Source organism: Corallococcus macrosporus DSM 14697 (assembly GCF_002305895.1).
In the GTDB taxonomy this organism is placed as follows: domain Bacteria; phylum Myxococcota; class Myxococcia; order Myxococcales; family Myxococcaceae; genus Myxococcus; species Myxococcus macrosporus.
In genome coordinates, this window is sequence record NZ_CP022203.1 from 5,835,228 (window position 1) to 5,858,863 (window position 23,636).

A 23,636-nucleotide genomic window follows, 5' to 3' on the forward strand; every position below is an offset into this window, starting at 1 on the left:
TCCTGGCTACTTCGCCAGTGGCTTGAGGAGGGGAAACAGGATGACGTCCCGGATGCTCTGCGAATCCGTGAACAGCATGGCGAGCCGATCAATCCCGATGCCTTCACCGGCCGTGGGCGGCATGCCGTGCTCGAGGGCCCGGATGTAGTCCTCGTCGTAGTCCATGGTCTCCTGCTGGCCCCGCTGCTTCGCGTCCAGCTGGGCCTGGAAGCGGCCCTTCTGGTCCAGCGGGTCGTTCAGCTCGGAGAAGGCGTTCGCGATCTCCCGCCCCGCCACGTACAGCTCGAAGCGGTCCGTCACGTCCGGGTTCGCGTCGTTGCGCCGGGCCAGCGGCGAGACGGCGGTAGGGAAATGGGTGATGAAGGTGGGATGGATGAGCGTGTGCTCGACGTGGTGCTCGAAGAGCGCGCCCACCAGCTCACCGTGGTTCATGGTGTCGATGGCCCGCCGCTCGGCCTCCGAGTGGCGCGTCTTGAGCAGCTCGTGGCGCAGCCGGTCCGCGTCCACCATGTCCTTGTCGGACAGGCCGCTCACCGCCTCGCGGATGGCCTCCGCCATGGAGATGCGCTTCCAGCCCTTGCCGAAGTCGAGCACGTGCTCGCCGTACTTCACCTTCGTGTCGCCGGTGACGGCCCTGGCGGCCTCCGAAATCATCTCCTCGGAGAGGTCCATCAGGTCCTCGTACGTGGCGTACGCCTGATAGAACTCCAGCATCGTGAACTCGGGGTTGTGCCGGGTGCTGATGCCTTCGTTGCGGAAGTTGCGGTTGACCTCGTAGACGCGCTCCAGGCCGCCCACCACCAGGCGCTTGAGATACAGCTCCGGGGCGATGCGCATGTACAGGTCGATGTCGAGCGCGTTGTGGTGCGTGGTGAAGGGCCGCGCCGCCGCGCCGGACACGAGCGGGTGCATCATCGGCGTCTCCACCTCGACGAAGTCACGCGTGTCGAGGAAGTCGCGGATGAAGCGGATGAGCTTGTTGCGCCGGAGGAAGGTCTGCTTCACGTCCGGGTTGGACACCAGGTCCAGGTAGCGCTGACGGTAGCGGATCTCCACGTCCGTCAGGCCGTGCCACTTCTCCGGCAGGGGCCGCAGGGACTTGGTCAGCGGCGTGAACTTCGTGGCGGACAGCGTCAACTCGCCCGTCTTGGAACGGAACACCGGGCCGGTGGCGGCCAGGAAGTCGCCCAGGTCACAGAGCTTGAACGCCTCGTAGGCGTCACCCAGGGCGTCCTTCTTCATGTGGACCTGGATTTCGCCCGAGCGGTCGCGCAGCTTGATGAAGGCGGCCTTGCCGAAGGAGCGCATGGCGACGACGCGGCCGGCGACGTCGTACGGCGGGGGGGCGGCCTGTTCAATCTCCTCGGCCGTCTGGGCGCCGTGCTTCGCGTGGATTTCGGCGGCCTGGTGCTGGGGACGGTAGCCGTTGCCGTACGGATTGAAGCCGGCCTCGCGCCACTTCGCGGCCTTCTCCAGCCGCTGGTCGTAGATTTCCTGTTCCTTCGTCCCGAGGTCGCCCTCGCCCGCACTCTTGTCGCTCTTGTTTTCGGTCTCGGCCATGACGCGCTTTCCCAAAGGCGCGGCACCGTAGCCAAGCCTCCCCCGGGAAGCAACGCAACACAGCGGATGGCCGCTCAGGGAGCGACCAGCATCAGGAAGGCGGCCACCGCGGCGGCCAGGAGCAGCGGGATGAGGACCTCCACCGGGAGCCGGTGGTTCATATGCGCCGTGTGAAGGCCGCGCAGCCCGAAGCGGCGCTTGCGGCGCACGCGGTGCATCACCAGGGAGGCGAGCGCGGGCGGCGCCTGCTCACGCGCCACGCGCTGGAGCCGCTGCACCGTGCTGGAATAGCGCTGCCAGCCCTGGCGGCAGTCCTCGCAGCCGTCCAGGTGGGTGCGAACCTCCTGCGCCTTGGGGGCGGGGAGCTCGTCGTCGGCGAGCGCGAGGAACAGGGCCCTCGCCTCGCGGTGGTTCATCCGCGGTTCCACGCCCCGCAGTCTGCGATGAATGCCGTTCATGGCTCAAGCCGCCCCAGGAGGTCCGCCAGCTTTTCCCGGGCCCGGTGGAGCCGGCTCTTCACCGTGCCCTCCGGTAGCTCGGTGATGTCGATGATTTCGTCGTAGCTGAGGCCTTCGATGTCGCGCAGCGCCACCAGCAGGCGCGCGTCCGGCTCCAGTTGGGAGATGGCCCACTGCACCCGGGCGCGCTCGCGCGCCGTCTCCAGCGCGGCGTCCGGGCCGGGCGCGGTGCCCCCGCCTTCGGTGAAGAGGGCCGTGGCCTCGTCGTATTCCTCGGAGCGCCCCCGGCCCCGGCGCTTGAGGTACTTGAGCCGGTTGATGCAGTGGTTGCGGGTGATGCGGAACAGCCAGGTGGACAGCTTCGCGTCCTCGCGGAAGCGCCGGATGTTCTGGTGCACGCTGACGAAAATCTCCTGCACCAGGTCGTGGGCTTCCTCACGGTCTCCCACCATGCGGACGCAGAAGTCGTAGAGCCGGTCCTGGTGGGTACGCACCAGCAGCTCGAAGGCGTCCGGGTCGCCCCGGCGCAGGCGGACCAGCAAGGCCGCGTCCTGACGGCGCGACTCGGACGCGTCCGCGGCGGCAGCCCCTCCCTGTCCGATTCCGAGCACGCCGCCCGATGACACCGGTGTCCTCCCGCGACAGCCCCTCCGCAGGAGGTGCCACCGTCCCTCAGCCTACCCTGTCCCCTGCCCCGCGGCCCACCGACAGCGGGGCCGCGGAAAAGGTTCCGGGTGAAGGCGAAGCAGCGCCCGGGCGCCGGTGGAGGGCCTAATCCGCGCCCGCGCCGCGGTTGGGGTTCTTCACGCCCAGGAGCTGCGCGGTGACGAACTCCTCCAGGTCACCGTCCAGCACCGAGTCCACGTTGCCCGTCTCGATGCCGGTGCGCAGGTCCTTGACCATGCGGTACGGCGCCAGCACGTAGGAGCGGATCTGCGAGCCGAAGGAGATGTCCTTCTTCTGCGCCTCCGCGGCGTCGCGCGCGGCCTCGCGCTTCTTCATCTCCAGTTCGTAGAGGCGGCCGCGCAGGATCTTGAAGGCCATGTCCTTGTTGGCCGACTGCGAGCGCTCCGTCTGGCAGGTGATGATGATGCCCGTGGGCAGGTGGCGGAGCTGCGCGGTGGACGACGTCTTGTTCACCTTCTGGCCGCCCGCGCCGCCACCGCGGATGAACTTCAGCTCGATGTCCTTCTCCGGGATGTCGATCTGGATGGTGTCATCCACCTCCGGGTAGACGTCCACGGACGCGAAGGCCGTCTGGCGGCGCGCGTTGGCGTCGAAGGGGGAGATGCGCACCAGCCGGTGCACGCCCACCTCCGCCTTCAGGTAGCCGTAGGCGAAGTCACCCTCGATGCGCAGGGAGACGTTCTTGAAGCCCGCCTCTTCCCCGGGCACCTCGTCGTTGATTTCGACCTTCCAGCCCTTGCTCTCGCAGTAGCGGGTGTACATGCGCAGGAGCATGGCCGCCCAGTCCATGGAGTCCGTGCCACCGGCGCCGGCGTTGATGTCCATGAAGCAGCTGCTGCGGTCCTGCTCGCCGGAGAGCATGCGCGCCAGCTCCAGCTTGGCGACCTCGCCCTCCAGCCCCGTGAGCGAGCCCTCCGCCTCCTGGGTGGTGGCCTCGTCGTTGGCCTCGGCGGCCAGCTCGAAGAGCACCTGCGCGTCATCCAGGCCGCGCATCACCTTGTCGTAGGCGCCGACGCTGGCCTCCAGCGTGGACTTCTCCTTCAGGAGCGCCTGCGCCTTGGTGTTGTCGTCCCAGAAGGTGGGCAGCGTGGAGTCGCGTTCAATCAGCGCGATGCGGGACCGCTTGCGGTCGAGGTCAAAGATGCCCCCGGAGCGCCAGCACGCGCTCTCTGAGGCCGTTGATCTTCTCCATCGAGTCGTTCGCCATGGGTTCTTTCCGTGTCCTCGTCAGGGAGTCTTCAGCGATGCGACGGCATCCCGCCGACCGGCTGACGCGCGGTCCGCCCCGGGAAGGCGCGCCAGCACCCGGTCCAATCCGAACGCGCCCGCCATGCCCAGGTTGATGGGCAGGATGAGCGCGATGAGCCGCCAGTTGTCCTGGTCGAAGGGCGGCAGCACCTTGAGCACCACGCCCAGCACGCCCAGGGCCGCGAGCACCACCCACACCTTGAGCAGGCGCGCGCGGGCCTTCTGGCTGTTCCACAGGAGCGCGACGCCGAAGGGCAGCGCCAGCAGCGTCAGCGGGTTGGCCAGGAGGAGATTCTCATTGCGGTGCGTCACCGTGTGGTCCGTCACCAGGCCCATGATGAGCAGCGCGGTACCGGGGAGGCCCAGGGCCAGGCCCACGATGATGTTCTCCAGCCCGAGCAGCAGGCGGGCCACGCGGCTGCGCCGCTGACGCTCCCAGCAGGCCAGCCCCACCGCCAGGCCGCCCAGGGCCAGGCCCAGGGCCAGGATCCACGGCCCCCAGGCCGGAGGCTCCGCGGGCGGGCGCTGACGCCTGGTGGATTCGTAGTGGTTCCAGCTCTTCGCCGCGAGCGACTCCACCTTCCCGTCCGCGCCCTTCACCTGGAGCGCCGCGACCTGGGCCTCCAGCTCGTCCGGGAGGAAGGCCTCCTCCCACTTCGTGACGGGACGGTCGATTTCGTCGTTCATCATGAAGTCGAGCAGCACGCTCATGGGCGCGTTCACCGCGGTGTAGCGCCGGGTGTGCTCGCGCAGCGTCATCCGGCCCGGCGCGCGGTCCGCCTCGCGGAGCTGGCCGCCGGTGGCCACGTCAATCATGTCCCGCAGCCGGGTGACGCAGTTGTCGTTGTAGTGGTGATACAGGTACTCGCGATTCTCCGGCAGCACGTTCTCCGCCAGCCGCTTCGCCACGAGGACGCGCTGCTCGGGCGTGAGGTTGAGCTCCTGCACGCGGATGTCGCGGTCCTCGGATTCGTAGTGGCGGAAGGTGCCGCCCACCGACGACTGGCCCACCCAGAACTCCAGCCGGCCCATGGCGAAGCGGGCGAGCATGGCCTCGTCGAAGGAGAACATGCCGTAGTTGTAGAGGCGCGACATCCGCAGCCGCCGGTCCTCCACCACCAGGGAGCCATGCCCCCACCACGAGGGCACGTCGTCCCCGGGGCTGAACGTCACCAGGAGGATGGCCAGGTCCTCGCCCTGGCTCTCGCCCGTGCCCCACGGCGGCATGGAGGCCGCGCGCGCGGGCGCCGCCGTCAACAGCAGGCCAAGCAGGCAGGAGGCGATGAGTGAAGGGCGGTGCATGGCTGGGTCCAACACGCGGGAGGGCGCCTACCTATCACGCACGCCGCCCGGCTCAACGGGATGGATGCCGGATTGTCCGGCGGGGAGCCAGCCCAGGGGCCTACATGAGGCTGCGGGCGCGCCGGGCCCGGGCGTCCACCTGGAGCGAGTCCGCCACCATGCCCCGCTCGCCCAGGAGCTGCTCCTCCAGGGCCGCCATGCGCTTGGCGTCCCGGGGGCGCTCGTGGTCATGCCCCAGCAGGTGAAGCAGGCCGTGCGCCAGGTAGCGCGCCATCTCCGACTCCAGCGTGCGGCCGTACTCCTTGGCCTGCCGCTTCGCCGTGTCCAGGGAGATGACCACGTCCCCCAGCGGGCGCGGCCCGGGCGTGCCCTTGGGCAGCTCGCCCGCGGGGAAGCTGAGCACGTCCGTCGCCTTGTCCTTCTGGCGCCAGGTGCGGTTGAGCCGGCGGATGGCCCGGTCATCCACCAGGGACAGGGACAGCTCCACGCCAGCCAGCTCGAGCTGCCGCAGGTAGTCCCTGGCCCAGGAAGTCAGCAGGCGCGCGAAGTCCCGGCCCTGGCCGTGGGCCACCTGGATGGTGACGTGGTTCTCCTGCACGCGAGGCTTGGGCGCCTCCATGTGCGCCAGCTCCGGGCGGAAGGCGGGCGCGCACACCGACCAGTAGTCACACGCGCCCTGCCCGTCATTGCGGTACACCACGCGCTTGCCGCGCGGCACCAGGCCCACCTCGCCCGCGGCGACGCGCTCGCGGCGGCCCTCCACCACGATGGTCAGCTCGCCGGTGAGGACGATGACGACCTCGTCGAACTCGGGCCGCTGCGCGGGCTCCGACCACCCCGGGGGCGCCAGCATCCGCGCGACGGACGCGGAGTCCGTGCTGGTGGTGGCCGCGCCCACGAACTCCTCGATGCGCTTGCCGTCGTCACGGGGAATCAGCTTCCCCTTGCGCAATCTCACGCCAGTGCCCTTCCGTGCCCCGCTCATGCCCCCCCGCGGTCCGTGCCTTGTCCTTGCCTTCCACCGGGCGCGGCGCCGCGCCGGCCACCACCAGCGGCGGCGCCTTGCCCCCGCCCACCGCGCCCGCCGGGTACGCCGGACGCGTGTGGTAGATGCCCTCCAGCGTGTGCAGAAAGGACTGGGTGATGAGGTTGAGGTCCTTCAGCGTCAGGTCACACTCGTCGAGCTGCCCCTCGGAGAAGATGAGGTTGATGATCTTCTGCACCTGCGCGTGGAGCTTGGGCGAGGTGGGGTCTGACATGGAGCGCGTGGAGGCCTCCACCGCGTCGGCGATCATCACCAGCGCCGCCTCGCGGAACTGCGGCTTGGGCCCCGGGTAGCGGTAGATGCTCTCGTCGATGGGCGGAGCGCCTTCCTTGCCCTCCTGCTCCTTCAATGCCTTGTGGTAGAAGTAGCCCACCGTGCGCGTGCCGTGGTGCTGCGGAATCGCGTCCGCCACCAGCTTGGGCAGCCGGTACTGGCGGGCCATCTCCAGGCCTTCCGTCACGTGGCGCTTGATGATGACCGCGCTCATCGCGGGCGCGAGCGCGTCATGGCGATTCTCGCCCTTCTGGTTCTCACCGAAGTAGAGCGGGTTCCGGCCCTTGCCGATGTCGTGGTAGTACGCACACGAGCGCGCCAGCAGCGGGTTGGCGCCAATCGTCTCCGCCGCGTTCTCCACCAGCGAGCCGATGATGATGGAGTGGTGGTAGGTGCCGGGCGCCTGGACGATGAGCTCCTTGAGCGCCGGGTGGTTGAGGTTGGCCAGCTCCAGCAGCTTGATGTCCGACGCGTAGCCGAACGTCGCCTCGATGAGCGGCGTGAGCGCCATCACCATCACCGGCACCGCCAGCGAGGAGCCGATGAAGGCGCTCACCGCGGTGAGGAGGGTGTCGGCCGCCAGGCCCTTGCCCTCCACCAGGAACAGGAAGAGCACCGCCACCAGGTTCACCGTGCCCGTCACCAGGCCGGCGCGGAAGATGCCCACGCGGTCCTTGGCCTTGACGATGCGGTCGGCGGCCACCAGGGAGCCCACCAGGGTGAAGACGCCGAAGGCCAGGGAGTTGCCCAGCATCACGCCGGTGAGGCAGGCGAAGACGAGCGCGAAGAAGAGCGCCATCTCCTGGGTGAGGATGAAGCGCACCAGCATGGCGCCGGCCGCCACCGGGAAGGCGTAATAGAAGGCCTCGATGGGCAGCGCGGTGTAGCGGTCCTGCACCGCGTCCGCGATGGACACCCAGACCTGCAGCAGGCCCAGCAGGCCCAGCAGCAGCAGGCCCAGCAGCACCCCGTCCTTGCGCGTGGGCCGGAAGCGCCGGAAGGCGGCGCGGCAGAAGAAGTACGTGGCGACGATGAGCAGGCCCACCAGGCCGGTGCCGCCCACCTGGAGCTGGACCAGGTCCAGGCGGTCCGTCTCCGCGCGCATGCCACGCAGGATGACCAGGTGTGACTCGTTGACCAGCTCGCCGTCGCCGATGACGCGCTGGCCCTTCTTGATGGAGATGACGGCGTCCTTCACCGCCTGGGCCGCCTGGTTCCGCCGCGCGTCCGTCTCCGCGATGTTGATGGTGAGGTTGGGCCGCACCAGCCGCTGGGCCAGCCGGAGGATGGCGCGGCGCTGGACGCCGGGCGCGTCCGGCATCAGGTTGCCGGGCACGGAGGCGAAGCGCTCCATCTCCTGGTGCGCCTCGGGGACGTCCACCACCTGCGAGGAGCCGCCGGAGAGGGACTCCTCGGCCTTGTTCACCACGTCGCGGACGGTGAGGCCCTGGCCCGCCTCCCGCGCCAGCTCCTCCCGGGAGCCCGCCACGTGGACCGGGCCGCGCTCGGAGCGGTACGCCCGCTCCAGCACCAGCAGCGTGGCCGTCTCCGCCTCCTGGGAGAAGCGGGTGGCGTACAGCGCCTGGAAGTCCTCGGCCTCCAGCACGGCGTCACGCTTGCCGAAGAAGCGCTCCTGGAGCTCCGCCCGCATCTTCTCGCGGGTGGCGCGCTCCAGCTCCAGCATCTCCGGAGACGCCGCGGGCTTGCGCTTGCGGGCCGTCTCCTTCTCCTCGGGCTCCGAGTCGGACTGGGCCTCCGCCAGCTCATCCAGGTGCAGGCGCATGGACGAGAAGGCGGAGCTCACCGTCGCCCGGAGCTGGCCGAGCACGGCCGGGTTCAAATCGTAGACGGGCTTGACGGCCGAGCGCGCATCCTGACGCCGCTGCTGCGTCATGGCGCGGTGCACCACCTCGTAGTCCCGCGCGGCCTTGAAGCCCGCGGGCGAGCTGGCGCGGAAGGGCTTGCCGAGGTGCTCCTCCTCGAGCGCCGGAATCTGCTGGCTGTAGAGGCCCGGCGAGATGACGAAGCCCGCGCCAACGGAGACGGCCAGCAGCAGGAGGACCTGGATGGCGCGCCGCCCCCAGACGCCATTGTCCAGTCCGAGGCGTTCGGCGAGCGCGTCCAATGGACTGCGCCCAGGGGGCTGCGTTTCCGATTCGGCCATGGGGGTCCTCACCCTAGATAAGGCGTCGCGGATCCTTCAAGGACGCAGCGCCTGGGAATATTCGCAAGGGTGGGATGGAGTACGCCCGCCCGGCAGGGTATGCGCGGGTGGGCGCACGTGGGTCCAGGTCCGTTACTCGACGGCAACGGGCTCCAAGGCGGCCTCCGGCGCGGTGGCCGGAGTGGCGCGGGAGGCCTGGGCGGCAGCCGCGGCGGCCTCCCGGGTGGCCTGGGCCTCCTTCTGGGCCAGGTCCGCCCGGTCGTAGGCGCGGATGACCTCCTGGACCAGGGGGTGGCGGACCACGTCCACCTCGGCGAACTCCGCGAAGTGGATGCCGTCGATGTTCTTCAGCACGGCGCGCGCGTGGTTCAACCCGGACATCTTCCCCGTGGGCAGGTCCACCTGCGTCACGTCACCGGTGATGACGGCCTTGCTGTTGTAGCCCAGGCGCGTCAGGAACATCTTCATCTGTTCCACGGTGGTGTTCTGCGCCTCGTCGAGGATGACGAAGGCGTCGTTGAGCGTGCGGCCACGCATGAAGGCCAGCGGGGCCACCTCCACCACGCCCTGCTCCAGCAGGTGCGCGGCGCGCTCGGCCGCCATCATGTCGTGCAGCGCGTCGTAGAGCGGCCGCAGGTAGGGGTTCACCTTCTCCTGCAGGTCACCCGGCAGGAAGCCCAGCTTTTCGCCGGCCTCCACCGCGGGGCGCGCCAGGATGATGCGCTTGACCTTGCGCTCCTGGAGGAAGGCGACCGCCATGGCCATGGCCAGGTACGTCTTGCCCGTGCCGGCGGGGCCGACGCCGAAGACGATGTCGTGGGAGCGGATGGCGTCCACGTACCGCTTCTGGTTGATGCTCTTGGGGGAGATCTGCCGGTTCCCGGAGCTCTTCAGCACCGGGCCCAGCATGACCTCCTGGAGGGACTCCGCGCCCCGGCCGAGCACCTTGATGCCCTGCTCCACGTCCTCGCGGTACACGGGGCGGCCCGCGCGGATCATCTCCTCCAGGTTCTCCAGGAGGCGGACGGAGAAGGCCACGGCGTCGGACGGGCCGGAGAGGTGGAACTCGGTGCCGCGTTGTCCCACCCGGACCCCGAGGCGCCGCTCCATCAGCTTGAGGTTTTCGTTCTGGTTGCCGCAGAGGGCCAGGGCGGTCGCGTTGTCACGAACGTCCACCTTGGCGGAGGCGGTTGAGACTTCGGGCGCTTCCAACGTGGCGGGATTTCGCAATGCGGGTTCTTCCTCGGTCAATGTCGCTACGGCTGACACCAACGTAACGCCGCCACCAGGGCCGCGAAAGACGACTTTGTGTCAGGACTAGCGCAAGGGTGGCAGGAGAATGAACTGCCGAGCGGCCAACCGCCGGTAATAGTACTCTTCCCGCCAGGGGTATTTCAGTTCGCCCGGTTTCAACAGTCCAGCCTGCACCAAAGAATCCAGACGTTCAGGCAGCTCTCCGCGTTCCAGGCGAAAGACCTCGAGCGCGGCCTCGATGCGGACGCGCTGCGCCTGGGAAACATGACGTTGGGCCGCTGAATCCGCAAACACCTCGGGCGCAAGGCCTTCATGGCCGGCGCTCATCGCGCGGAACACCACGCCCCCCACCGCCGCCAGCACCACCGTGGTGGCGACCAGCCGCCCCAAGGGCCCCGCCATCCGGGCGAGCAGGCGCTGGTCTCCCGGGACGGGCGCCGGGGCCCCCTTCGGGAGGACGGAGCGCACGTACTCGCCCTTCACCAGGTTGTAGAGCGCCTTGCAGGTCTCGAACTCGCCCAGGCAGGAGATGTCCACCAGCTTGCGCAAGTCCCTCCCGGGAGAGAGCTCGTCATAGATGCGCCGCTCGGAGGGACCGATGGCGCCCAGCTCCCCACCCTCCTCGCCGCGGGGCTGCGGCAGGGCCTTGATGCGCTCGAAGACGAGGTCGTCGCGGTGGATCTTCTGCCGGATGACGGGCCACTCATCGACCATCCGGAAGCCCTCCATGAGCACCGTCTCGGCGCGCAGGGGCTGGATGGCCTCCGCGTCCGGCTCCACGGGCTCCTGGACGAACTCATAGGTGCCCGACGTCCAGGTGAAGAGACGGTAGAGGGTCTCCGTGGCCTGCAACTGCATCATCGCCTGGAAGCGCTCGGCGGTGAGGGCCTGACTGGAGACGAGCACGTCCCCCAGTCGCTTGAGGGTGCGGCGCTGCGTCTCCAGGGCCGCCTCGAGCTGCGTTTCGGTGATGAGCTCCGAGCGCACCAGCATGGCGCCGATGAGCTCCTTGCGCTTCCGGGTGACGCTCTCCGCCTTGATGATGTGGCCCTCACTGAAGCCGATGCGCACTTCCTGGTCCCTGGCGCGGACGTGGAGCGTGCCCGTCTTCTGCTGCTGCCCGATGAGCTGCAGGATGTCGCCGATTCCAAAATCCTTCAGGGTGCCTTGCAGGGACATCGCCGTTCACTCCCCCCGCCGCAGACGGCGCAGGCCGCGCAGTGAGAGCAGGTGGACGCCCAGCAGCAGCAACGCCGCGGGCGCGAGCTTGAGATACAGGGGGGCTTCACCGTAGGGGCCGCGCACCAGCCCCTGGTGCAGGAGCACCGCGGCCAGCGCGAAGAGGAAGCCGAAGGCATAGAGCGCGCCCCGGACCGGCACCCCTGAAGCCACGTGGCCCGCGCCGGAGAGCACCGCGCCCAGCGCGTACACCAGCCGCCCCGACCACGCCTGATGCCGGTCCACCTGGAGCTGCTTGCGCGCCTTCAACTGCTGCGGCACCAGCCCCCGGCGGGAGAAGACGTTGACGCACTGGCCACACTGCTTGGTGCCCACGCCCAGCTCCGGGTCGCAGCGCACGCACACCGGCCGGCCACAGCGCTCGCAGACCTTGGCGGCCTTCAAGCGGCTCCCCGCGAAGCCCCACAGTGCCAGCAGCACCGCCAGGGCCGCGGCCCCCGCGGGGGCCAGCGGCCCGGGCGGCAATCCCGGGAGCAGCCAGCGCGCGAGCTGCGCCTCCACCTGGCGCCCCGCCTCGGCGCCATCCGCCAACGGGAGCCAGTCGGCCTCCCCCAGCGACGGAGCCAGCAGCAGCAGGTTGAGGAGCAGCCGGTCCTCGGGCGGCGGGTCGCGGCCGATGAGCGAGCCATCCAGCGCCTGCGCGGACGCCATGGCCGTGGCGGCGCGGTCCAGCTCCCTGCCCACCTCGGCATCCGGCAGCGTCTTCGCCCTCCGGCGGACCACCTGCGCCAGGTTGTAGTGCGGGGCCGCCAGGCCAGGCGCGGACTGGGAGGCCTGCACGTAGAGCAGCGCGGCGCCGTCCGCGTCCCCCAGCCCCACCAGGGTGTTGCCGAAGCGCGTGAGCAGCCGCGCATCCGCGCTCTTCAGCGCCGAGGCCGCCTTGAAGTGCGCCTTGGCCTCCTCCAGCAAGCCCCGGCGGGATTCGAAGTACGCCAGCGACAGCACCTCGGCGAACGTCGCGGTGCGGGCCTCCAGGCGCGTCAGCACACGCGCCCGCGCCTCCTCCGCGGACACGCCGCCCCGCTCCAGGAGGTACACGTCCTCGGCGGGCGTCCCCGCGAAGGCCGTCACACGGGCGAGCTGTCCCGCCGCCAGCGGGAGGAGCCCCACGCCCGCCACCAGCACCGCCGCCACCACCCGCTCCGCGCGAGACAGGTAGAGCGACACCGCGGCCAGCATGAGGAGCAGCGTGGGGAGCACGCCCAGCCCCAGCACCCACGGCAGGCTCAACAGCAACACGCCCAGCACCAGGGACTGCCACCGCGACACGACCCGCGGCAGCAGGTGGTGGAAGTCATGCAGCGCGTAGCGGAGCTTGCGCAGGAAGAACAGCCCCATCAGCAGCACCGCGGTGGCGCCCCAGGCCAGCAGCACCAGCGCCCCCAGGTCCGCCAGCGCGGGCCGGCGGTAGCGGGCATCCGCCACCAGCGTGGTCAGCGCCTGCCGCGCCTGGCCCAGGGCGCGGGACACGTCCCCCGGCTTCTCCCGCGCGTACAGCTCCGCCAGCTCGAAGCGCGCGTAGGGCAGCCCGGGCGACAGCTCCACGGCCACCTCCGCCAGCCGCACCGCGCCGGCCACGTCCCCCGCCCGCTGGCGCACCGCCGCCTCGCGGAGGAAGCCGGCGCTCAGGGGCTCCAGGTCCGAGGCGGCCAGCTCGACGCGCAACGTCCGCAGCGCCTTGAGCGCCGCCGCCGCCGCGTCCCGGTCGTTGGTCGCCCGGGCCTGACGCCACCGGTTCCAGACGGCTTCCAGGTCCGCGTCCGTGACCTGGGGCGCCAACACCGGGCTCAGCGTCACCGGACGCGGCGTGATGACCGTGGGCTCCTCCACCGCCGGAGGACTGGCGGACGCGGGCGTCCGGCCCTCCCCGGGGGGCGACTGCGCGGCCCTGGCGTCGCGCGCGGGCGCCTCCGGCGCTTCGTAGACGTCCTCGGAGTCGGTGGAGGCGTCCTCCGCCGCGGCGACGTCCTCCTCCGCGGGGACGTCCTCCTCCGGCGCGTCGTCCAGATAGGCGCCGTCATCCACCATCGGCGGATCCATGGACTCATCCCGCAGGTCGGGCTCCATGGGGCCCGGATCCACCTCCGGAAGGCGCGTGGGGGCCTCGAGCTGCGCGGATGCCACGACGGGCATCAGGAGCGTGAAGCCACTGAGAAGGAGGGCGAGGAGCGGCAGGCGGATCATCCAGGGGGTGGATTGTAGGCGACCCAGCGCCAACCGCGAAAACGAACGCCACCCCGGCTGCCCACCTGCCGCGTTTGCCGGACAGCGCCAGACCCGCGCGTGCTACAGGAACGTCCATGGCGGACACGACGCTGAACCCCGGAGCCGAGCTGGAGCGACTGGTCGACATCATGCGGCAACTGCGCGCCGAAGGCGGCTGCCCGTGGGACCGGGAACAGGACCTGCGCTCGCTGCGGCCCTACCTGCTGGAAGAAGCCTTCGAAGTCCTGGAAGAGATGGACCGGGTGGCCCACGGCGGCTCCTGGCGGACCTTCTGTGAAGAGCTGGGAGACCTGCTCTTCCAGATTGTCTTCCACGCCCAGCTCGCGACGGAGCTGGGGGAGTTCACCCTGGCGGACGTGGCCAAGGCGATTGGCGACAAGCTGGTCAGCCGGCACCCGCACGTCTTTGGCGGCGGCCAGCGGATGGAGGGCGCCGAGCAGGTCCTGGACAACTGGGCCAAGCTGAAGGCGGCGGAGAAGAAGCGGAAGACGGGCCGGGAGGGCTCGGTGCTGGACGGCGTGCCCGTGGCCGCCCCCGCGCTGATGCGGGCCGAGCGGCTGACGGAGAAGGCCAGCCGCATCGGCTTCGACTGGGCGGACGTGGCCAGCGTGCGCGCCAAGCTCACCGAGGAGCTGGGCGAACTGGACGAGGCCATCGCCGCGAAGGACCGGGACGCCATCGAGCACGAGCTCGGCGACGTGCTCTTCTCGCTCGCCAACCTGGCGCGCTTCGTGGGGGCCCCGGCCGAGGACGCGCTGCGCATGGCCATCCGCCGCTTCACCGCCCGCTTTCAGCACATCGAATCCGCGCTGCGGACCGAGGGCGTCGCCCTGGGAGACGCCACGCTGGCGCACCTGGAGCGCCACTGGCAGGACGCCAAGGCCCGGGAGAAGGCCCTGCCCCCTCCCACCTGGGTTCCCCGCGCGCCCGTCACCACGCTGCGGCTGGGCGTGGCGGACCTCCCCGCGCAGCGCGCCTTCTGGGATGCCCTGGCCCCCCGGCTGGGATGGACCACCCGGCGGGCTCCGGCGGCGGATCAGGCCATCTATGAGGAGGGCGGCCTGCGACTCACCTTCGAGGCGTCCGCCACCCCCACGGCGGGCCTTCGGCTGGTCCTCACGGCCCCCTCCCCGGCGGCGGTGGAGCGGCTGCCCGCCATCCTGGCGGCGCTTCCCGGGGCCCGGCTGATCCAGCACCAGGCCGGTCACCTCACCTTCCAGGACCCCTCCGGGCTGGTGTGGGAATATGCGACTCCGGTAGAGTGATTTTCCTCGCAGGTGCGCTCGGCGCGGCGTCCAGAGCCTGGAAATCCCGGCTGGAGGTCCACACCCGCCTTGACGCCTGCGAGGCGTCGCAGTAAGGACGGCCCCTCTTTTAGCCTGCCATTACCGCTGGAGATTTCTCTTGGCCAACACCAAGTCCGCAGAGAAGCGTCACCGTCAGTCCCTGAAGCGCCGTGCGCGCAACATCACCGTGCGCGGTGAGGTGAAGACCGCCGTGAAGTCCGCCCGCGAGGCGCTCGGCACCAAGGATGGGGCGAAGATGACGGACGCCATCAAGTCGGCCGCCAAGGCGCTGAACAAGGCCGCCACCAAGGGCGTGCTGCACAAGCGCACCGCTTCCCGCCGCATCTCCCGCCTCGCCAAGGCCGCCACCAAGGCCGCCCGCGCGCAGGCCTAGTCGAAGCCCCGGGGCCACCTCGCGTGGCCCTGCTTCATCCGTGCAGGCTGCCGGGAGGAGGCGCTTGCCTCCTCACCAGGCGCCGGCCAGCCGATCGTACCCGTCCCGCATCAAGACCTCCGCGAGGCGCTCGAGCGCGACCTGCCGGTTCGCCTCCGCCTCCAGGATGTCTCCGCTCCCCAGCAGATAGTCCTCCGTGCCGGCGACCTCCGTCTGCTTGAGGACCTGCCCGTCCTTCACCACGCGGATGCGGGCCCGGGCGGAGACCCGGAAGAAGAAGCCGGGGCTGGACGTCTTGCCCACCACGGTCGTCGGCGTGTTCGCCACCCACGACACCGTGCCCTCCACGCGCGCGTCACAGGACTCCGCGCTGCCCAGCCGGCCCACGCGGATCAGCTCCTGGCGCAGGAAGCGCGTGAAGACGACCTCCAGCGTGGGCTCGGCCGTCTCGTTGATGAAGACAGGCGCGCAGAGGGACGTCACGCCCGCCGGCAGGCCATCACCCCGAGGCGTCAGGCGGTAGCCACACCCCGCGCCCGCGGCCACCCACATTCCCACGGCCACGCCAATCCGAAGGCGGCGGGCGACGACAGCGCAGGGTCGCGACATGCGCGGCACCCTACCCGGCCGGATCCGCCCGTCAAGCGCTTGGGCCGCCGTCGGAGTCCCGGGGAGGCGGCGTCTCACGGGTGACGGCCACGCCCCGCACGCGCAGGGCCTCCGCCAGCGAGGCCCACGTGGCCAGCAGCCGGGTGTCTCGCGAGGAGCCTCGCCGCGCCAGCCCCAGGGCCCAGCGCACCTCGGGCCCTCGCCGAGGCACCAGGACGAGCCCGTGCGAGCGGCACGTCGCGGCCAGCAGCACCCCCAGCGCCGCCATGCCGAACCCCAGCACCTTCAGCGCCGGGGGCTGCGCGAGCAGGCCCAGCAAGGCGAAGGCCGCCAGCGCCAGCGCCTCCCGGAAGAAGCGGGACTCCAGCCGCGCCTCCCGCAGCGAGTCCAGCTCCACGGGAGGCACCATCACCGACGGGTGCGGCTGGTAGAAGAGCCGCGTCCCGTGGCCGGAGAGCATGCGCCCTCCGCCCAGGTCCGCGACGAAGAAGGGCTCCCCGGGAGCCGGGCCCCCGGGGAGCGGGGCTTCCGGCAACACCGCCTCGCAGGCAACGCACCGCGGGCGGCCCGCCGGTTGGGACCGCCCACAGGCACCGCACATGACGAGGACCTCGGCCGGCACCCGGGGGCTCGCTCAGGTGGCGACGAAGTTCACGAGGCGCTTGGGGACGAAGACGAACTTGCGCAGCGTCTTCCCCGCCAGGGCCGCCTGGACCTTCTCATCCGCCTCCGCGGCGGCGCGCACGTCCGCCTCCGCCGCGTCCGCCGGAACGCGAATCTCCGCGCGCAGCTTGCCGTTCACCTGCACGGCGTAGGGGATGACGTCGTCCACCACCAGCGCCGGGTCGAACGCCGGCCAGGACTGGGCGACGGTGAAGTCCTTGCCGCCGTAGGCCTCCGCGATTTCGTCCGCGATGTGCGGCGCGAACGGGGTGAGCACCACCGTCAGCAGCCGCACGGCCTCCGCCATGGCGGCCTTCTCCGCGGCCGTCTCCGGCGTCCCCTGCGCGTAGAGCGCGTTCACGCCCTCCATGATGCCGGCGATGGCGGTGTTGAAGGACAGGCGCTCGATGGCCTCCCCCACCCGCTTCAGCGTCTTGTGCGCCGCGCGGCGGATCTCCAGCGCCTTGCCCTCGTAGGGCCCGTCATGGGTGGCGGTCGCCGTGGCCGCCTGGTGCGTGGCGGCCAGCGTCCAGACGCGCTTGAGGAAGCGGAACACGCCCTCCACCTGGTCGTCGGACCAGTCGAAGTCGCGCTCCGGCGGGCCCGCGAACAGCACGTAGGCCCGCGCCGTGTCCGCGCCGTACTTCTGGACGATGGAGGAAGGCGCCACCACGTTGCCCCAGCGCTTGGACATCTTCCGGGCATCCGGACCGTTGACGATGCCCTGGGTGATGAGCCGCGTGACGGGCTCGTCCACGGGGCTCAGGCCCAGCAGCTTCATCACCCGCGTCCAGAAGCGGAAGTAGAGCAGGTGCATCACCGCGTGCTCGGGCCCGCCGACGTAGATGTCCACGGGCAGGAAGCGCTGGGCCTCCTTCGGGTCGAACGGCGCGGCGTCGTAGTGCGGCGACAGGTAGCGCGCGAAGTACCAGCAGGAGTCGACGAAGGTGTCCATCGTCTCCGCCTCGCGCCGGGCAGGCCCGCCGCACTTCGGACACGGGGTGTTCACCCACGAGGCCACCTTCGCCAGCGGCGGCTCGCCCTTGCCGGTGAGCACCGCCTGGGTGTCGATCTCCGGCAGGCGCACGGGGAGCTGGTCCACCGGCACCGGGATGCCTTGGCGCTCCGGGTCGCACTTCTCGCAGTAGACGATGGGGATGGGCGTGCCCCAGTAGCGCTGGCGGCTGAAGCCCCAGTCCTTCTGGCGGTACGTCACCGTCGCCTTGCCCTTGCCGTCCTTCTCCAGCGACGCGGCCATGGCCTGGCGCGCCTGCTCGGAGGTCTGCCCCGTGTAGGCGCCGGAATCCTCCAGCACGCCGTACTCCGTATAGGCCGCCTCCAGCTTGTCGCCCGGCGGCAGCTTGTCACCGGACGCCGGCTGGATGACGACCTTGACGGGGAGGCTGTACTTGCGCGCGAAGGCGAAGTCGCGCTCGTCGTGCGCGGGCACGCTCATCACCGCGCCGGTGCCGTAGTCGCTCAGCACGAAGTTGGCGATCCAGATGGGGACGGCCTGCCCGGTGAACGGGTTCTCCGCGTAGGCGCCGGTGAAGACGCCCTCCTTCTCCGTGCCCTCACCCAGGCGCTCCGTCTTGGACTGGGCGGCCATGCGCCTGGCGAAGGCCTCCACCTCCGCGCGGCGCTCCGGCGTCGTCACCTGGGCCACCAGCTTGTGGTCCGGCGCCAGCACCACGTAGGTGCAGCCGAAGATGGTGTCGACGCGGGTGGTGAACACACGCAGCGCGGCGTCGTGCCCCTGGACGCGGAAGTCGGCCTCGGCGCCGTCCGAACGGCCAATCCAGTTCCGCTGCGCGGCGGTGATGCGGTGGGGCCACTCCTTGAGCGTGTCCAGCGCCTCCAGCAGCTCCTGCGAGTACCGGGTGATGCGGAACGCCCATTCGGGCATCTCCTTGTCCACCACCGGAGAGTCGCAGCGCTCGCAGACGCCGTCCTTCACCTGCTCGTTGGCGATGACGGTGTGGCAGCCGGTACACCAGTTCACCTTGCTGAAGCGGCGATAGACGAGCCCACGCTCCAGCATCTGGATGAAGAACCACTGATTCCAGCGGTAGTACTCGGGATCGCTGGTGTTGACCTCGCGTTCCCAGTCGTAGCTGTAGCCCAGGCTCTTCACTTCCTTCTTGAAGGAAGCGATGTTCTCCGCCGTGCGCACCGCCGGGTGCACGCCGTCCTTGATGGCCGCGTTCTCCGCCGGCAGGCCGAGCGCATCCCAGCCCAGGGGATGCAGCACGTCGAAGCCCTGCATCCAGTAGTAGCGCGCGTACACGTCCCCGAGCAGGTAGTTGCGCACATGCCCCATGTGCATCTTCCCGCTGGGGTACGGCAGCATCTCGAGCACGTACTTCTTGGGTGCACCGGGGCGCCTGCCTGCCCGGAAGATGCCCGCGTCGTCCCAACGGGTCTGCCACTTACCTTCAATCGCCTGCGGCTCGTAACGCTCGTTCATCGCCATATCTATCGAGTCTCTTAGAGGAGGGACGTGCCCCGGGCAACTAGTCTTGCCGGGACAAATCCGCCCCGAACGGACGGCGGCCCTGGAGGCGACTGACGCGGTGCCCCCGGGGCCCCGGCCCCATCGTCGGACCTCCAAGCATGGCCCTCACCGTCTGCGCGGGGAACGCGCCTCCGCCCCGCTGATGACAGACGTCACTTGAGGGGTCCAACGGCGGCCAAACATTCTCGCCAACCTGCATTCAAAGATTAGCCATAAAAGTGAGGATATGCCGTTGACGCCCAATCGTTGACCCAGTGACGATTCGCCTCACCGGCATCCTGCCTTGGGGGGAGCCGTCCATCCGCAGCGAGTGAGGACCGAATGACGCTGAGAAGGGCGTTGATTCCGGGGTGCGTGTTTGCACTCTTCTCGTTGGAAACGCTGGCGCAGGACGCGAATATCGCACCGCCTGCCGCCGAAACACAGACACCGGCACCCGCGCCAGCGGTTACGCCACAACCGGCGGCCACGGCTCCAGCGCCAGCGCCGGCGCCCGCCAACGTGCGCACGGTGAAGGGCCGCGTGGCCGACCGGCTCACCAACGAGGGATTGCCCCTGGTGCGTGTCATCATCAAGGGCACGACCCAGGGCGTTGAGACGGAGCTGGACGGCACCTTCACCCTGCCCAACGTCCCCGCCCGCGCGGTGACGCTGCTCTTCTCCAGCCAGGACTACGGCGAGCGGGAGGTCCAGGTGGGCCCCAACCAGCGCACCGTGGAGGTGGCGCTGGAGAACATCTTCGCGGAGGAGATGGTGGTGGTGGGCCGCGCCAGTGAAGTGGCCCGGAAGAACCTGGCCAACTCGGTGGCCTCGGTGAACAGCGAGGAGATCAACCGCGCCCCCGCCCAGACGGTGGACCAGGCGCTCCAGGGCAAGGTCGCCGGCGCCAACATCCAGAGCAACGGCGGCGCGCCCGGCGGCGGCCTCCAGCTCCGGCTGCGCGGCGTGTCCACCATCAACGGCTCGTCCGCCCCGCTGTACGTCATCGACGGCGTGCTCGTCAGCGACGTGGCCATCGCCTCCGGTGTGTTCGCCATCACCGAGTCCGTGGCCGGCGCCAACGCGAACCCCACCCAGGACAACCAGGTCAACCGCATCGCGGACATCAACCCCAACGACATCGAGAGCATCGAGGTCCTCAAGGGCGCGTCCGCCGCCGCCATCTACGGTTCCAAGGCCGCCAACGGCGTGGTCATCATCAACACCAAGCGGGGCCGCTCCAGCGAGCCGGAGTTCGCGGTGACGCAGCGCCTGGGCATGTACACGCTGGCCAACAAGATTGGCACCCGCCGCTTCAGGAACGAGCAGGAGGTCATCGACACCTTCGGCGAGGCCGCGGCCCAGTACTACGTGCGTGGGCGCCGGTACGACCACGAGTCCGCCCTGGCCGGCCGCCGCGACCTGTCCTCGGAGACGCTGGCCAGCGTCAGCGGCATGACGGGCAACACGAAGTACTTCGCGTCGGCGATGATCAAGAACGACGAAGGCATCATCGCCAACACCGGGTACGAGAAGCAGTCGTTCCGCCTGAACCTGGGCCAGAAGCTGGGTGAGGCGGTGGAGGTCAACGTCGCCACCAACCTGGTCCACTCCCTGGGGCAGCGCGGCCTGACGAACAACGACAACGCGAGCATCAGCAACTACATGGTGCTGCCGTACTCGCCGGAGTTCCTCCCGCTGGGAGCCAGCTCGGACGGGGTGTACCCGCAGAACCCCTTCCTCCCCAACCGCGCCAACCCGCTTCAGACGGCCGCGCTGGTGAAGAACGACGAGAACGTGTGGCGCTTCATCGGGTCCGGAGACCTGACGTGGCACCTGTGGAAGACGGACGCCCACCACCTGCGCGTGCTGGCCAACGCCGGCGTGGACCGGTTCCAGCAGGAGAACTCGCTCTTCTTCCCGCCCGAGCTGAACTTCGAGCCCATCGATGACGGCCTGCCGGGCTCGTCACTCTTCGGCACCAGCCAGGTGCGCAACCTGAACTCCGGCCTGAACCTGGTGCACACGTACAAGCCCGCGTCCGGCGGCATCGTGGCGACCACGTCCGGCGGTCTCCAATTCGAAGAGCGCAACATCGACTCCGTCTACATCGTCAGCGAGAACCTGAACGCCGGCCAGCAGAACGTGGACAGCGGCACCGTGGTCAACCTGCGGCAGAACCGCTCGCTGGTGAGGGATAGGGGCTACTACGTCCAGGAGGAGCTGCTCATGCTGGACGAGCGGCTGACGCTGGTGGGCGCGCTGCGCGCCGAGCAGAGCAGCGCCAACGGCAACCCCAACGCGCTGTTCCTGTACCCGAAGCTGGCCACCGCCTACCGCATCCCCTCGTTCCACCCGACGGTGAACGAGTTCAAGGTCCGCGCGGCCTACGGCGAGACGGGCAACCTGCCGCTCTACGGCATGAAGTTCACCGGCCTGCGCGCCACCGGCAACATCGCCGGCAGCCCGGGCCTGGTGGGCACCGGCATCGCGGGTGACCCGAACATCAAGCCGGAGCGGCAGCGCGAGGTCGAAGCCGGCGTGGACGCCCTCCTGTTCGGCGGCGACCTGGTCGCCGAGGTGTCCATCTACCAGCGCAACATCAGCGACCTGCTGCTGCAGCGCGCCCTGGCCCCGTCCGGCGGCTTCGCCACGCAGATCTTCAACGGAGGCTCGCTGCGCAACCGCGGCGTCGAGGCCATGCTCCAGGTGACGCCCGTGCGCGGCGAGTTCGAGTGGACCAGCGGCGCGACGTTCGCCCTCAACCGCAGCCGGGTGACGGACCTGCCCGTCCCCGCGTTCCTCGCGGGCGGGTTCGGCACCGGCCTGGGGGCCTTCCGCATCGAGGAAGGCGCGACGGCGACGCAGATTGTCGGCAACGCCGGCGTCGACGAGAACGGCCGCCCGATTGTCCGGAAGATTGGCGACACCGAGCCCACCTTCCGCATGTCCTTCACCAACGGCTTCAAGTACCGGGACTTCAGCCTGTCCTTCCTGTTCGACTGGCAGCAGGGAAGCGACGTCATCAACCTGACGCGGTACATCTACGACGGCGCAGGGACGTCACCGGACTTCACGACGGGTGGCCGCGAGCGGCTCGCACGGCGCCGCACCCACGCGGACGCGTACCTCGAGGACGCCAGCTTCCTCAAGCTGCGTGAGGTGACCTTCATGTACCAGCTCCCCAAGGAGTGGGTCTCCATGGTCCCCGCGGTGAAGTCCGCCCGCCTCAGCCTGAGCGGCCGCAACCTCCTCATGCTCACCGGCTACTCCGGGTTGGACCCGGAGGTGAGCAACTTCGGCAACCAGGCCATCGCCCGCAACGTGGACGTAGCCCCCTTCCCTCCCAGCCGCAGCTTCTGGACCTCCATCGACGTCGGGTTCTGAGCCATGACCATCCAATTGACCAAGAAGGCATTCGTGGGGCTCTTCACCGTCCTGGGCCTGAGCGGCTGCGGGAGCATGGACGTCCCAGACCTGAACAACCCCAGCCTCGATGACTTCCGCGAGCGGCCCACGCGCCCCGCGGTGCTCACCGCCGCCACGGGCCTGCTCGTCGGCCACCGCGCGGGCGTCGCCGCGCCCAACGGCTACGTGGCGCAGCTCGGCATCATCGGGCGCGAGGCGTACGTCATCGACGCCGCGGACCCCCGCTCCATCGACGAGCTGCTGGGCCCCACGCTGGACCCCGGCGGCCCGGCGTTCGGCGGCAACCACTGGACCAACCCCTACCTGAACATCCGCAACGCCAACGCGCTGCTGGACTCCCTGGACAAGGTCCCCAACACGCCTGACGCCGAGAAGGAGGGCCTCCGCGGCTTCGCGAAGACGATGCAGGCCCTGGACTTCCTCGTCGTCATCAACACGCGGGACACCCACGGGGCGCCCATCGACGTCAACCTGCCCATTGGCCAGCTGGCCCCCATCGTCGGCAAGGAGGCGGTGTTCGAGCGCATCGCCGCGCTGCTCGATGAGGGCGCAGCCCACCTGGAGAACGGAGGGGAGAGCTTCCCCTTCCAGCTCAGCCCGGGCTTCGCCGGCTTCAACACGCCCACGACGTTCCGGCAGTTCAACCGGGCGATCGCCGCGCGGGTGGCCGTGTACCGGGGACGCTACGCCGAGGCGCTCACCGCCCTGAGCCAGTCCTTCCTCAACCAGAACGCGTCGTTGGACCTGGGCGTCTACCACTCCTTCGGCACGAACTCCGGCGACACGGACAACGGGCTCATCAGCGTCAACGTCTACGCGCACCCGTCCATCGTCACCGACGCGGAGTTCCAGGAGAACGGCACGGTGGATGACCGCGTCGTCCGGAAGCTCACGCGCCTGCCCGAGGCGAGGACGGCGGCGGACGGAAAGGTGTCCACGGAGTGGCGCTTCCGCATCTATCCCTCGAACAACTCGCCCGTGCCCATCATCCGCAACGAGGAGCTCATCCTCCTGCGCGCGGAGGCCAACATCGGTGAGCGGTTCTACGGACCGGCCGCGGACGACCTCAACTTCATCCGCACCACCTCCGGCCGGCTGGCCCCGCGCCTGGACATCGATGAGAGCAATGCCCTGGACGAGCTGCTGAAGCAGAAGCGGTACTCGCTCCTGTTCGAAGGCGGCCACCGGTGGATTGACCTGCGGCGCTACGGGCGGCTCGACACGCTTCCCCGCGTGCTGGACCCGAACTTCGCGCCCCACGAGCGCTTCCCCATCCCGGCGGCGGAGATGAACGCGCGGCAGTAG

Annotated in this window: 17 protein-coding genes; 4 read left to right on the top strand and 13 right to left on the bottom strand. The window is 69.9% G+C overall.

Features of this window, described 5'->3' with window-relative positions:
* Positions 1-6: 6 nt before the first annotated feature.
* From lysS to MYMAC_RS23380, 10 genes are all read right to left on the bottom strand, one after another.
* A complete protein-coding gene (gene lysS / locus MYMAC_RS23335) occupies positions 7-1,560 on the bottom strand; it encodes a lysine--tRNA ligase (protein ID WP_013941294.1) in 1,554 nt (517 codons plus the stop codon).
* A 74-nt stretch (positions 1,561-1,634) separates the two neighbouring features.
* Positions 1,635-1,976, bottom strand: a complete 342-nt coding sequence (locus MYMAC_RS23340; RefSeq protein WP_095959692.1) for an anti-sigma factor family protein — start codon at positions 1,974-1,976, stop codon at positions 1,635-1,637.
* Between the two features lie 38 nt (positions 1,977-2,014).
* Complete coding sequence (locus MYMAC_RS23345; RefSeq protein ID WP_095959693.1) at positions 2,015-2,644, bottom strand: RNA polymerase sigma factor; 630 nt, start codon at positions 2,642-2,644, stop codon at positions 2,015-2,017.
* A gap of 145 nt (positions 2,645-2,789) precedes the next feature.
* A protein-coding gene (gene prfB, locus MYMAC_RS23350; protein WP_239988967.1) for a peptide chain release factor 2 occupies positions 2,790-3,912 on the bottom strand; the annotation gives its coding sequence in 2 pieces (ribosomal slippage) (positions 2,790-3,842 and positions 3,844-3,912; 1,122 coding nt in all).
* Positions 3,913-3,932: 20 nt separating this feature from the next.
* Positions 3,933-5,255, bottom strand: coding sequence for an Lnb N-terminal periplasmic domain-containing protein (locus MYMAC_RS23355; RefSeq protein ID WP_095959695.1), 1,323 nt, complete (start codon positions 5,253-5,255; stop codon positions 3,933-3,935).
* A 100-nt stretch (positions 5,256-5,355) separates the two neighbouring features.
* Entirely contained in the window at positions 5,356-6,240 is an 885-nt protein-coding gene (gene ybeY / locus MYMAC_RS23360) for an rRNA maturation RNase YbeY (RefSeq protein WP_204816914.1), read from the bottom strand.
* Positions 6,179-8,737: an HD family phosphohydrolase gene (locus MYMAC_RS23365; RefSeq protein ID WP_239988968.1), complete on the bottom strand. Its 2,559-nt coding sequence runs from the start codon at positions 8,735-8,737 to the stop codon at positions 6,179-6,181. The genes ybeY and MYMAC_RS23365 overlap by 62 nt, the downstream gene beginning before the upstream one ends.
* A 132-nt stretch (positions 8,738-8,869) precedes the next feature.
* On the bottom strand, positions 8,870-9,967 hold the full coding sequence (locus MYMAC_RS23370; protein WP_095959696.1) for a PhoH family protein: 1,098 nt from the start codon (positions 9,965-9,967) through the stop codon (positions 8,870-8,872).
* A gap of 87 nt (positions 9,968-10,054) precedes the next feature.
* Complete coding sequence (locus MYMAC_RS23375) at positions 10,055-11,170, bottom strand: DUF4388 domain-containing protein (protein WP_095959697.1); 1,116 nt, start codon at positions 11,168-11,170, stop codon at positions 10,055-10,057.
* A 6-nt stretch (positions 11,171-11,176) separates the two neighbouring features.
* On the bottom strand, positions 11,177-13,414 hold the full coding sequence (locus tag MYMAC_RS23380; protein WP_239988969.1) for a hypothetical protein: 2,238 nt from the start codon (positions 13,412-13,414) through the stop codon (positions 11,177-11,179).
* A gap of 116 nt (positions 13,415-13,530) precedes the next feature.
* On the opposite strand from MYMAC_RS23380, the gene mazG reads away from it, so the two are divergent.
* Both mazG and rpsT read left to right on the top strand, forming a co-directional pair.
* The gene (gene mazG / locus MYMAC_RS23385) at positions 13,531-14,721 is read left to right on the top strand and encodes a nucleoside triphosphate pyrophosphohydrolase (protein WP_095959699.1); all 1,191 of its coding nucleotides are present in this window, start codon (positions 13,531-13,533) and stop codon (positions 14,719-14,721) included.
* Positions 14,722-14,860: 139 nt separating this feature from the next.
* Entirely contained in the window at positions 14,861-15,136 is a 276-nt protein-coding gene (gene rpsT, locus MYMAC_RS23390; protein WP_013941305.1) for a 30S ribosomal protein S20, read from the top strand.
* A gap of 72 nt (positions 15,137-15,208) precedes the next feature.
* On the opposite strand, the gene lptE is transcribed toward rpsT, so the two are convergent.
* The 3 genes from lptE to leuS all read right to left on the bottom strand — a co-directional run bounded on the left by lptE (position 15,209) and on the right by leuS (position 18,881).
* Complete coding sequence (gene lptE / locus MYMAC_RS23395) at positions 15,209-15,745, bottom strand: LPS assembly lipoprotein LptE (RefSeq protein WP_043711725.1); 537 nt, start codon at positions 15,743-15,745, stop codon at positions 15,209-15,211.
* A gap of 31 nt (positions 15,746-15,776) precedes the next feature.
* On the bottom strand, positions 15,777-16,283 hold the full coding sequence (locus MYMAC_RS23400; RefSeq protein ID WP_239988970.1) for a hypothetical protein: 507 nt from the start codon (positions 16,281-16,283) through the stop codon (positions 15,777-15,779).
* Between the two features lie 96 nt (positions 16,284-16,379).
* Positions 16,380-18,881, bottom strand: coding sequence for a leucine--tRNA ligase (gene leuS / locus MYMAC_RS23405; RefSeq protein ID WP_095959701.1), 2,502 nt, complete (start codon positions 18,879-18,881; stop codon positions 16,380-16,382).
* A 363-nt stretch (positions 18,882-19,244) separates the two neighbouring features.
* Between leuS and MYMAC_RS23410 the strand changes: the two genes are divergently transcribed.
* Positions 19,245-22,289 carry a SusC/RagA family TonB-linked outer membrane protein gene (locus MYMAC_RS23410; RefSeq protein ID WP_338025963.1) on the top strand — a complete coding sequence of 1,015 codons (3,045 nt, stop codon included), beginning with the start codon at positions 19,245-19,247 and terminating at the stop codon, positions 22,287-22,289.
* Positions 22,290-22,292: 3 nt separating this feature from the next.
* Positions 22,293-23,636, top strand: coding sequence for a RagB/SusD family nutrient uptake outer membrane protein (locus MYMAC_RS23415; protein ID WP_095959703.1), 1,344 nt, complete (start codon positions 22,293-22,295; stop codon positions 23,634-23,636).

What these genes read in the sequence shown, in the direction of transcription:
- MYMAC_RS23375 (WP_095959697.1), bottom strand. Translation starts at nt 11,170, where the DNA reads ATGTCCCTGCAAGGCACCCTGAAGGATTTTGGAATCGGCGACATCCTG.
- lysS (WP_013941294.1), bottom strand. Translation starts at nt 1,560, where the DNA reads ATGGCCGAGACCGAAAACAAGAGCGACAAGAGTGCGGGCGAGGGCGAC.
- MYMAC_RS23380 (WP_239988969.1), bottom strand. Translation starts at nt 13,414, where the DNA reads ATGATCCGCCTGCCGCTCCTCGCCCTCCTTCTCAGTGGCTTCACGCTC.
- ybeY (WP_204816914.1), bottom strand. Translation starts at nt 6,240, where the DNA reads ATGAGCGGGGCACGGAAGGGCACTGGCGTGAGATTGCGCAAGGGGAAG.
- MYMAC_RS23415 (WP_095959703.1), top strand. Translation starts at nt 22,293, where the DNA reads ATGACCATCCAATTGACCAAGAAGGCATTCGTGGGGCTCTTCACCGTC.
- lptE (WP_043711725.1), bottom strand. Translation starts at nt 15,745, where the DNA reads ATGTCGCGACCCTGCGCTGTCGTCGCCCGCCGCCTTCGGATTGGCGTG.
- MYMAC_RS23365 (WP_239988968.1), bottom strand. Translation starts at nt 8,737, where the DNA reads ATGGCCGAATCGGAAACGCAGCCCCCTGGGCGCAGTCCATTGGACGCG.
- leuS (WP_095959701.1), bottom strand. Translation starts at nt 18,881, where the DNA reads ATGGCGATGAACGAGCGTTACGAGCCGCAGGCGATTGAAGGTAAGTGG.
- mazG (WP_095959699.1), top strand. Translation starts at nt 13,531, where the DNA reads ATGGCGGACACGACGCTGAACCCCGGAGCCGAGCTGGAGCGACTGGTC.
- MYMAC_RS23340 (WP_095959692.1), bottom strand. Translation starts at nt 1,976, where the DNA reads ATGAACCACCGCGAGGCGAGGGCCCTGTTCCTCGCGCTCGCCGACGAC.
- MYMAC_RS23410 (WP_338025963.1), top strand. Translation starts at nt 19,245, where the DNA reads ATGACGCTGAGAAGGGCGTTGATTCCGGGGTGCGTGTTTGCACTCTTC.
- MYMAC_RS23355 (WP_095959695.1), bottom strand. Translation starts at nt 5,255, where the DNA reads ATGCACCGCCCTTCACTCATCGCCTCCTGCCTGCTTGGCCTGCTGTTG.